Annotated in this window: 5 protein-coding genes and 3 pseudogenes; 1 reads left to right on the top strand and 7 read right to left on the bottom strand. The window is 41.9% G+C overall.

What is annotated here, in order from left to right:
- Window positions 1-161 precede the first annotated feature (161 nt).
- Window positions 162-713, top strand: a pseudogene (locus IM477_RS15795) (IS630 family transposase); the annotation flags it as partial.
- Window position 714: 1 nt separating this feature from the next.
- Here IM477_RS15795 and IM477_RS23145 read toward each other — a convergent pair.
- From IM477_RS23145 to IM477_RS15830, 7 genes and pseudogenes are all read right to left on the bottom strand, one after another.
- Window positions 715-816 (bottom strand): DNA cytosine methyltransferase, encoded by a 102-nt coding sequence (locus IM477_RS23145; RefSeq protein WP_353845550.1) that lies wholly within the window; start codon window positions 814-816, stop codon window positions 715-717.
- Window positions 817-987: 171 nt separating this feature from the next.
- A pseudogene (locus IM477_RS15800) lies at window positions 988-3,174 on the bottom strand (DNA cytosine methyltransferase).
- A 151-nt stretch (window positions 3,175-3,325) separates the two neighbouring features.
- Complete coding sequence (locus IM477_RS15810; protein WP_287732505.1) at window positions 3,326-3,589, bottom strand: Txe/YoeB family addiction module toxin; 264 nt, start codon at window positions 3,587-3,589, stop codon at window positions 3,326-3,328.
- 10 nt (window positions 3,590-3,599) lie between these two features.
- Window positions 3,600-3,932 (bottom strand): type II toxin-antitoxin system Phd/YefM family antitoxin, encoded by a 333-nt coding sequence (locus IM477_RS15815; protein WP_287732506.1) that lies wholly within the window; start codon window positions 3,930-3,932, stop codon window positions 3,600-3,602.
- 68 nt (window positions 3,933-4,000) lie between these two features.
- Complete coding sequence (gene gltB, locus IM477_RS15820; protein ID WP_287732508.1) at window positions 4,001-8,605, bottom strand: glutamate synthase large subunit; 4,605 nt, start codon at window positions 8,603-8,605, stop codon at window positions 4,001-4,003.
- A 306-nt stretch (window positions 8,606-8,911) separates the two neighbouring features.
- The gene (locus IM477_RS15825) at window positions 8,912-9,799 is read right to left on the bottom strand and encodes a succinate--CoA ligase subunit alpha (protein ID WP_287732509.1); all 888 of its coding nucleotides are present in this window, start codon (window positions 9,797-9,799) and stop codon (window positions 8,912-8,914) included.
- 288 nt (window positions 9,800-10,087) lie between these two features.
- Window positions 10,088-10,844 (bottom strand): annotated as a pseudogene (locus tag IM477_RS15830) (IS630 family transposase); the annotation flags it as partial.

The following is a 10,844-nucleotide window of genomic DNA, read 5'->3' on the forward strand; positions in this document are numbered from 1 at the left end:
CTAAAAAATCGGCAACAAAAGCATCCTAACTCTACTTTTTGCTTCAAGATTTTTGATTTCAGCTATTTTCATAAGGCTGGATTATTTTTAGGCGAATTTTTTAGTCTAAACTACAGTTTCAAGGTGGCGACGCAGGTTCGCCACAGGGTTCCCCTCACGAAAGTGGATTTAGTTTAAGAGTCATTAGAAGAAAAACATGGGGGAAAAAAAGCCAAAGAAAAAAAGTTAGCGGACAAAGAAGAAGTGGTCGAGTAAATGCGATGGGAGGAGTGAGATATTCCGATAAAAAAAGATTCGTAGAATTCATCAAAAAAGGAAATTCAGAAACTTTTTATGAAGTGGTAAAAGTTTTTTATACAGAAATCATTAAAGAATGGGTGGAAGCGGGGAATAAAGAGGAGGATTTTCGAGAGAAGGGACCAAAGATTGTCCTGATTCTCGATAATGCTAGTATTCACAAAAAAACAGATGTTGTTGGTAAAATTGCTGAAAATATGCCCAACTTAATTTTAGAGTATTTACCCGCATATAGCCCAGATTTAAATATCATTGAATTGGTCTGGCACTCGGCAAAAGAATTTATCGCTCATCGACTTTTTAAATCAGTTGAAGAATTAGAATCTCTTTTACATCAACTTTTAAATGAAGGAGGTTTAATTGTTAAGTGGGATCGCAAGTTGAAAAACAAGGGTAATTCTGTTAACGCAATTTAAATTACGAACAGCTTACACAGTCATAACCAACGCTCTCGAAAGCTAATCTAAATCCTCCAATACCAGCAAAAAGATCGATAAATCTGAGTTTTTCGTTTGTCATTGCCAAATTATGACATCAAAGATAGCCAAAGTGAATAGGGTTGGCCGAAAAAGTTTTTCGTGGGGACGGATTGTGGGGTGTCGGTCGTCGATACCAAATTAGGTTACACTTCATCTTGAGAAAGGCTGTCACCAGAGATGGTATATTTTGACCATAGTATAGCTCGCTAGTTTAGATTTGTTCAATTGGAGAAATAAGATTAGATAAAATTTCGTTCCATTTTAATTTATGAATAGTTTGTAATTCCGAATCTATTTCAATTAGATGGGAATAGCTATTGACAAATTCTTCTGGAGATGATATCAGTCTCAGATAATATTTAATTGTCGGTATAATACCATTGGTGATTATTTGACAACCATGGTTGTTTTTGATAGTTTGAATCTCAGACATGATTAACTGCACTTCTGTGGGTTTAACATCAAACGATGATAGGATATAATATCTTCTCGGATTAAATTTAATAATTTTATCTTTGGCAATTCGGAGAATTTGTAAATCAATGTACTTACCATGCTTAATTTCAATAACTTCTACTAATTGTTTATTTTTATCAAAAATCTCAAGATCTCCTGCACTACCAGAAGTTAGATCAGAAGCTGTGTGACTTCCCAAGGCTTTTAATGTGCAGTATTTGTATCTTTCTACTTCTGTAATTAACCTTTGATAAATTGCATATAGTGCTAAAACAGGTAACTTGGAAGCTCCGCAAGTTTGATAATTGAAACTCAAATGATTTTCTAGGCAACTGCTCAAAGTGTTGATATCAAAAGGTTCAGGATTATCTATCTTCAAAATTTTAATCTTTTGGGTCTGGATAATCTGATTAACTTGATGAAGTAAAAGCGTTAAAATAACTTCAGCTTGTTGAGGATTAGTTTCAATAAAATCAATTAAACCCAGAAAAGCATCTTTGGTTTTTTGATTACTAATTTTACCTTGATAATCTAAAGTATAGGGAAAGGGTTGTTCTAAAGAACGAGTTAGCCAGCCACTTTCTGCCATAGCTGGTAATCCCAATTGTTTCAAGGTGGGAGTAATATACTGAGTATCAATAGTTCTTCCTGAAAATCCTCCGGGTAAATTAGTTTGATGGTATCTAATATCTTGATTAGGATAGAGAATTTTATGAACTAATAAAGTTATTAAAACCGTATAAACTCCCTTTTGTTTTGAGCAATTAGTAGCAATTTGTTGGATATAGTTTTGATAGGGTTGAGGGGGCAGTGGTTGCCGATCATCTAAATTTAAGGATTGGTCATAAATTTCTAATAACTTTTCTTTATGGTTCATAAAATCTAATCCGATAATTTCCAATTGAATATTCTGACGAGAAAAAGAAAACTCCTTTAAGGATACTCTAGAATTGTTTTCAAAAATATGTTTCTTAATGGCAATAGCCAACTCTTGAATCATGGGAATACAAACCGAATTACCCACCTGTTTATAAGACTCAGCTAAGTTAGGATGAATTTGAAAACTATCAGGAAACTTCATCAGTCGATAGCATTCTTGGATAGTTAATTTACGCACCTGATCTTGTTCGGGTATATAAATAAAAAAACGTCCAGATGTTTCCTGAGATGGTATAGTAGGGTGTACTCCATCGATCGAATAAATTCGGTTAGGTTGATGATGAACCCGGGATAAATGTTCTGTATTTGGTCTGATACCTTTTTTCCAGATAGTTTTATTGCGATACCCGACAAAAATTCATCCTGATGGTTGTAAGGTAGGATTATCAATGAGAGTATATTCCTTTTTATCTAAGTATTCAAAATTGCCTTGAGGAGACAGAAAATCGCGTAACTTAGGTATTGGTGAAGTATATTTTAATGAGTTGAAATTAAATTTTTTATTTTGGGTAGCAATAATAATAATTCTTTCTCGATTTTGCGGCACACCAAAATCCTTGGCATTTAAGAGCTTATAATCAACTAAATAACCCAGTTCTTCCAAAGAATGCAAAATAATATCTAAGTTTTTGCCTTTGTCGAGGTGAATTAGGTGTTTAACATTTTCCAGAAGAATTATTTTCGGCTTTTTTAATTCTACTATTTCGCAGATGTGAAAAAATAGAGTTCCCCTTGTATCTCTAAATCCGGCTCGTTTTCCAGAAAGGCTAAAGGGTTGACAGGGAAATCCTGCTGTCAACACTTCAAAATCAGGCAGGTCATGGATAGCAATTTTTCTAATATCTTGATCGGGAATTTCTTGAAAATTATTGAAATATACTTTTCGACAGTTTTCGTCTATTTCACAAGAATATACACAGTCATAACCAACGCTCTCGAAAGCTAATCTAAATCCTCCAATACCAGCAAAAAGATCGATAAATCTGAGTTTTTCGTTTGTCATTGCCAAATTATGACATCAAAGATAGCCAAAGTGAATATATCCTAAATTTTAGCAAATGTTCCGACTTATGCATCGATAAAAACTGTAGTCTAAATAATTAAGGTTAATATGTCCCCATATAATCAATTTGGAGATACTAGATTAGGCATAATTATTCGTAATGATAGCGAGCTTGCAGAAATAAAATTCGATTATTCTCGACTTGATAAACTAAACGATGCTCTAAATTAATTCTTCTTGACCATAAATTAGAGCCAAGATGTTTAAGAGGTTCAGGTTTACCAATACCGGAAAAAGGTTCTGCAAGTATTGCTTCAATTAATTCCCAAAGACGTTCCCAGATTTGGGGGTTATTGCGAGCCCACCACCGTAAATCTTCGCGAAATTGTGGGGCAAATTCAGGACAAACTCGCACAATTTCGGTTTCAGACCTCTGCGGCTTTTTCTTGCTCAATCTCGGTCTCCAATTCTTGACGTAATTCTTCTAGAGAAGTGGTGGCAGCTGTCTGAGATAATCTTTCTTGTGACCAATTTAAGGACTGAAAAAGTCGTTGAGCGTTAGCTGGAGAGCGCAAAAGATAAACTTCTTCTAATAAAGCGGATAATTCGTCAGCAGCAATCAAGGCTACATCATTATGACCCTGACGTTGGACAATAACGATCGAGTTTCCCAGTTCTACTTGTTCTAAAACCTGAACAAAATGTTCTTGTGCTTGGGTATAGCTAGTATAGGTGGTGGGGATGGGCAGCATGGCCATTAATCAACTCCGCAGTCAAAAAATTAATCAATGGGTGCGTTAACAAAGAGTAACGCACCCCAAAGAAATTACACCGAAGTTAAGGTTTTCTCCGCGCTAATTTGCGCTTCGGGACTATCCGCTTCCGAGGGAGGGACCACTTGCCAGAATTGACCGAGATAGCTATCCCAATTAGCTAAAATTAACTTACCTTTGGGGCTATTAGTGCGTTCTACATGGGCCTCAATTAAAGATTTTAACTGTTCCGCACCGGCAGCCGTGCCAACCCGTTGAATCTTGACAATTTCGGGGTTAAGTTTCTCCGGTAGGGACGGATCAAGGATATAAGCTAATCCTCCCGTCATCCCGGCGCCGACGTTGCGACCGACGGAACCAAGCACGACAATTACCCCACCGGTCATATATTCACAGAGGTGATCCCCGGCCCCTTCGATAACCGCTTTCGCAGTGGAATTGCGGACAGCAAAGCGTTCACCAGCGCGACCATTAGCGTATAATACCCCACCGGTGGCCCCGTAGAGACAGGTATTACCGATAATAGCGTTATCTTCGGGCTGATAATTGGCGTTTTGGGGCGGTACGATGACAATTTCGCCGCCGTAGATGCCTTTACCCACATAATCGTTAGCTTCTCCCTCTAAATGGAGATTGACACCGGGTAAATTAAATGCTCCGAAACTTTGACCAGCTGCGCCCTGGAAATTGAGCTTAATTTCGCCTTCAAAGCCATCATTACCGTATTTTTGGGCAATTACCCCCGCAATTCTCGCCCCGACGGAGCGATCGGTATTGACAATCCTGTAGGTTTTGCTGACGGTTCCCTGTTGCTCGATCGCCTGTTTAATCTCGCTATCTGCTAGAATCTCGTCATCGAGGACAGCACCGTTACTATGTACTTCCTCGTGCTGCAACCAAGAGCGATCGCTGCGGCCATCGGGTAAATTCAACAAACAATCGAGATTGAGGGATTCTGTCTTAGTTAAACGAGCATCGGAGCGCACTTTTAACAGATCTGCCCGGCCAATCACCTCATTTAAACTGTGATAGCCTAATTTCGCTAATAATTGCCGCGTTTCCTCGGCCACCAAAGTAAAGAAATTGACCACATGAGCGGGAATTCCAGGAAAACGAGCGCGGAGACGTTCCTGTTGGGTAGCGACTCCCACAGGGCAATTATTCGTGTGACAGACGCGGGCCATGATACACCCCTCGGCAATCATGGAAATGGAACCAAAACCGAATTCCTCCGCACCCATCAGAGCAGCCATGAGGATATCCCAACCGGTTTTTAGTCCTCCATCTGCGCGCAAAATCACCCGATGACGCAGTTGATTTTCCATTAACATCCGATGCACTTCCGTTACTCCCAATTCCCAGGGACTACCCGCGTGTTTGATCGAACTTAGGGGTGATGCACCTGTACCACCATCGTGGCCGGAAATCTGGATAATATCAGCGTTAGCTTTGGCAACTCCGGCCGCAATTGTGCCGATACCGATCTCGGCCACTAATTTGACGGAAACTTTGGCCTGGGGGTTAATTTGGTGTAAATCGTAGATTAATTGCGCTAAATCTTCGATCGAGTAGATATCGTGGTGAGGAGGGGGAGAAATCAAAGTTACTCCCGGTTTCGATCGCCGTAACATGGCAATATAGGAACTGACTTTTTTCCCGGGTAATTGACCTCCTTCTCCCGGTTTTGCTCCTTGGGCCATTTTAATCTCTAGCTGTTTTCCACTCATTAAGTATTCGGGAGTGACTCCAAAACGACCCGAAGCTATCTGTTTAATGGCAGAATTAGCCGTATCACCGTTTTTTAAGCCGTTTAGATGGGGCATAGTCACGGAATGTCCTTCTACATCCACATCGCTTAAGCTGGTGTAACGGATCGGATCTTCTCCCCCTTCTCCAGAATTGGACTTACCTCCGATGCGATTCATGGCGATCGCTAGGGTTTCGTGTGCTTCCCGGCCCAAGGCACCGAGGGACATTCCCCCTGTGCAGAAGCGTTGCAGGATACTTTCGATCGATTCTACTGCTTCGATGGCAATTGAGGCTCGATCGCTGTTAAATTCTAATAGATCGCGCAATGCAGTAACGGGTCTTTGCTGCAAGATTTGGCGATAGGTTTCGTAATGGTCATATCCCTGTCCGTTGGAGTGAGCGGCCACTGCTTTATGGAGTGCTTTCGCCATTTCCGGGGAATTCATGTGGTATTCTCCCCCCGGACGGTAGTTGACAAAACCGTAGTTTTCTAGTTTTTTGGCCGTAAGATTGGGGAAAGCTTTACTGTGGAATGCGATCGCTTCTTGGGCCACCTCAGCAATGCTTAAACCCCCGACGCGACTGGTAGTACCGTTAAAAGCTAGTTTAACTAAATCTGCCGATAATCCGATCGCCTCGAAAATTTGCGCCCCATGGTAGGAAGATAGGAGAGAAATGCCCATTTTCGAGAGGATTTTCAGTAATCCCGCTTCTACGGATTTGCGGTAATTAATTAGGGCTTTTTCGAGGCTAATAGCTTCTAATTTGCCATTTTCCATCAATTTCTGAGTTTTTGGCTCGATCCACCACTGGGCGATCGTTTCTAACGCAAGATAGGGACAAACTGCGGCAGCACCATAACCAATTAGACAAGCGAAGTGATGGGTACTCCAACATTGGGCCGTGTCGATAACGATAGAAGCTTTTAAACGCAAGTGTGAGCGAATCAGGTGATGATGGACGGCACCAACGGCCAATAAAGGGGGAATATAGCTAGTTTTTTCGTCAATAGGAGCAGTCCTGTCACTGAGAATTAAAATTTCCGCTCCCGATGCTACTTTCTTGGCGGCCTCAGCACACAAATTAGCGATCGCAGTTTCTAATCCCCGGGGGCCGGTGGTCAGATCATAAAGGGTAGAAAGTTCGGCTGTTTTGTAGCTAGAGGTTTTAACTTTGGCTAATTCCGCATTATTGAGCAGGGGAGAGTCTAATTTCAGTAAATGTGCGTCATCAACCCCTAATTTAAGTATATTGCCCCGTCGTCCCAGATACATAGTCAAGGACATGACTAAACTTTCCCGTAAGGGATCGATCGGGGGGTTAGTAACTTGGGCAAAACGTTGTTTAAAGTAATCGTAGAGAAGATGGGGTTTACTGGAGAGGACCGCTAGGGGAGTGTCATCACCCATACAGAAAGTCGGTTCTTTTCCCTGTTCTGCCATGGGAACGATAATCATATCCACATCTTCGGCAGTATAACCGAAGGCGGTTTGCAGCGCAAGGAGATGACTAGGAGCGGGAATGTCTATCGCTGTTTCTTTGTCAATAAAGGTGCGTTGGGATTTAACCCATTCACCGTAGGGATTAGAGCGGGCAATTTCCTGTTTAATCGGCCAATTACGCTTAATTTCGCCTTTTTCCAGAGCCACCGCGAGCATTTGACCGGGGCCGAGACGACCTTTTTCGATAATGGTGGTTTCATCGAGGGGAATAGTTCCCGCTTCCGAGGAAACGACGATATAACCGGTGTTAGTAATGCTATAACGGGCCGGTCGCAAACCGTTGCGATCCAAACAAGCGCCGACGATTCCCCCGTCACTGAATACCAGTAAAGCTGGACCGTCCCAGGGTTCCTGTAAACCGCTATAGTATTCGTAGAAGTCGATAATTTCGGGATAATCCTGTAAATCCGGCTGATTATTGTAGGCCTCCGGCACTAGGATCATAGCTGCTTCTAGGGGACTGCGACCGGTTCTCACCAATAATTCTAGGGCGCTATCGAGGTTATAGGAGTCGCTGTTAGCGGGGTTAACAATGGGGGTCAGGGATTGTAATTCTTCGTGGGTCCAACCTTGGGTTTCTAAAGCGGGTTCCCGGGCCGACATCCAGTTAATATTGCCCAAAAGGGTGTTAATTTCGCCGTTATGACCCAATAAGCGCATCGGTTGAGCGAGAGGCCATTTTGGTTGGGTATTGGTGCTAAAACGTCGGTGATAAATGGCAAATTGACTGCTATAGGCGGTATTTTGCAGGTCTAGATAGAATTCTCGCAGGATTTCGCCCCGTACCATGCCTTTATAGACAATGGTGCGACAGGAAAAGGAGCAGAAATAGAAATCATCGGCCAGTTGCTTACCGACTTCAGAACGGGCAATATAGAGTAGGCGATCGAATTGAGAACCGGCTAAATCGGGGGAAGTAACCAGAATTTGCTCGACGTAGGGTTGATTTTCCCTTGCTTGTCTTCCGAGGACTTCGGGACGGACGGGAACAGTGCGCCAACCTAAAATCTTAATATTATATTTATTGACAATTTCTTCGATGTGTGCTTTAGCGTCGGTGCGTTCTTGGTCCGCTTGGGGAAGAAAGACCATACCCACCCCTAGGCGCTCAGATTCTGGCATATTTAAGCCATTTTCGGCGAACCAAGGAGCGAGGACATCTCTGGGGATAGCGGTCATCATACCGGAACCGTCCCCGGAATCCTGATCGGCGCTGCAGCCTCCCCGGTGTTCCAAACAACCTAAGGCTAAAAGTGCCTGTTCAATCAGTTGATGGCTGCCAGAACCGCGCACATCGGCAATAAAACCGACTCCGCAAGCGTCCCGTTCCTCTACGAGCCATGGGGGACCCCAATAGGGATCGATTTGGTGTATATTGTCGGTTTTTAGGTTATTTTGTTGCGCCATAGAAGTTATCCTTAGGGTCGTTGTCTAGAAGGGTGGGATAGTTGGTCTGCTGAAAGGGTCAATCTAGAATAGAATTTTTTTTGATCTTGCCGTTTCGATTGTCGCTGATTTTTCCTAATTTTTGCCTGTTGCCATCTTTATCTTGGCCGGTCTGAGGAATCACAGGTGATCTACCATGATATAGTAGCTCTTAGGAATTGTCATCGAAAATCTCCTAGGCAGGATGGGGGTGAAACATCCTTCTAGGTGCTTATTTTGACAGAATATTGTCGGATTATAAATATTATTGAGGCAATGGGGTCAAATTCAGGACAAAACTTTAGCTAAAGAGGCAGGTAAATCGGCTAATTTTTCTACTACTGTCACCCCAGCTTCTTGAAAATGACGTAAGCTATCTTTTCTGGTATTCTTAGCGGCAACAGAGTAGGAAAGTTGGTTAGAAATAATTGTTTCTGTATCGCCGAAATTGGTTTCAATCGCTGCATTTAATCCCACAAGATAGGCAATCACTGGTTTTTCGATCGCCGAGGCAATATATTTGGCTGCCTCGATTTCGGCCTTTCCCCCCACCTGACTGACGAGGAGAATTGCCTCGGTATTTTCATCTTCCTCAAAAACCTGCAACCATTGGGACAAATTGGAGCCAATAATGCCGTCAGTACCCAAATTTACCGCCATAGATTCACCATACCCCGCTGCTGTTAAAGTTTTCGCCACTTCATCCCCTATGCGATCGCCGCGGGTGATCAGACCGATTGTCCCCGATTGATAAAAATTCGGTTCACAAATACCCAACCAAAGATAATTGGGAATAATCACACCCTGGCTGCCGGGGCCGAGAATTAATGTCCCAGTGGTACTAGCTATCTTTAATAATTCCACCAGATCCAAGGGGGGAACTCCGGGGGTGACGATAATTAATTGGGGAATGGCTGCTGCGATCGCTTCTAAGGCCGCATCTAGGACTTGATTGGGGGGGACTAAAATTAAACTGGTTTGGATTTCTCCGGCTTCAGCAACGGCCTCGGCCACTAGATCAAACACTGGTATCTCTGCGATTATCTCACCACTGCAGCCACTAGCCACCCCCGCTACTAAACAGGTTCCCTGAGCTTTCAATCGTGCCGCATAATATTTGCCTAGGGGTCGATCGATCCCTTGCATAATTATCTGATCTTTATCTGTCCATTTCATATATTAAGTGTTGGGAGTTGTTTCAGTAAACAGTAAACAGTAAACAGTAATCAGTGAGACACTGTTGATGGGAGTTTTTTTCAGTGGTCAGTAAACAGTAAACAGTAATCAGGTTCTGAAGGCAAGAGTCACTCATGCAAGAGGCAAAAGAAAGAATCTGGCAATTCTCCCACCTAAAAAGAAGGTTAGAAACTAAGCACATCAAAGCTTTTAGCTTAACCAATTAGGTTTTAGATTCGGCCCTTGTGAACTGAAAACTCACATCTGATGACTGATGACTGATATACTTTAGGCGTTCATAATCTGAGATTTATTAAACTTCTGAAATCCTAGATTTAGCAAGGAATCCAGTTCTTTTTTAGGTTTCAGATAGGCATCATTCAGACATTCATAAATAGCTTAAGAAAAGTCGGAAAAGTTTTCATAATATTTACCATATAAACATTTCTTTTTGACCAATTTACCCAGGCTTTTAATTAAATTTAGATTAGACAATAAGACGGCAGATAGAGTAACTATATTGACAAAAAAAGAGCCAATTGCTCAACAATTTTACATTTTTGATAGCGGGCATTATCTAATACGAGAGTGATGGGAATAGTTAGTCCTAAAGCAGCTATTTTTTTAAGAAGTTCACAGACTTGAGTTGCTGTAATATAAGTGTCATATGTTACCATAATAACTTCATGAGTTATCGCATTTAATGCTCCTCAAACATTAAAGCGTTTACGCCCGCTCGGTGACTTAACGAAAAGTCTCTCAAAACACCAAACAAAACCGAGAAAAGCTCCCATAACAAAGTGAGCCGCATCAAAAAAAAACAGCCCTTTTTCCTTCTTTAGCCTGATTTAGTCTGGGTTCTAGTTTTTTTTCTTTGTAGTCTTCTTGTTCATCCCGGTCAGCTTTAGAAGGAAGAGAACCTACTTTTAAACATTTCATTCCCATTGATTTTAAGAATTTCCTCACTTGGGTGGGACTTCTTTTTATTCCTGTCAATTCTTCTATTCTGTATACAGCTTCATTTATTGTGGCTGGTGGATTTTTC

It is taken from the genome of Microcystis sp. M090S1 (assembly GCF_020246295.1).
Classification (GTDB): Bacteria; Cyanobacteriota; Cyanobacteriia; order Cyanobacteriales; family Microcystaceae; genus Microcystis; species Microcystis aeruginosa.

Bases quoted from the DNA above. Each gene is read 5' to 3' on its own strand.
- IM477_RS23145 (WP_353845550.1), bottom strand. From the start codon at position 816: ATGACAAACGAAAAACTCAGATTTATCGATCTTTTTGCTGGTATTGGA.
- IM477_RS15815 (WP_287732506.1), bottom strand. From the start codon at position 3,932: ATGGCCATGCTGCCCATCCCCACCACCTATACTAGCTATACCCAAGCA.
- gltB (WP_287732508.1), bottom strand. From the start codon at position 8,605: ATGGCGCAACAAAATAACCTAAAAACCGACAATATACACCAAATCGAT.
- IM477_RS15825 (WP_287732509.1), bottom strand. From the start codon at position 9,799: ATGAAATGGACAGATAAAGATCAGATAATTATGCAAGGGATCGATCGA.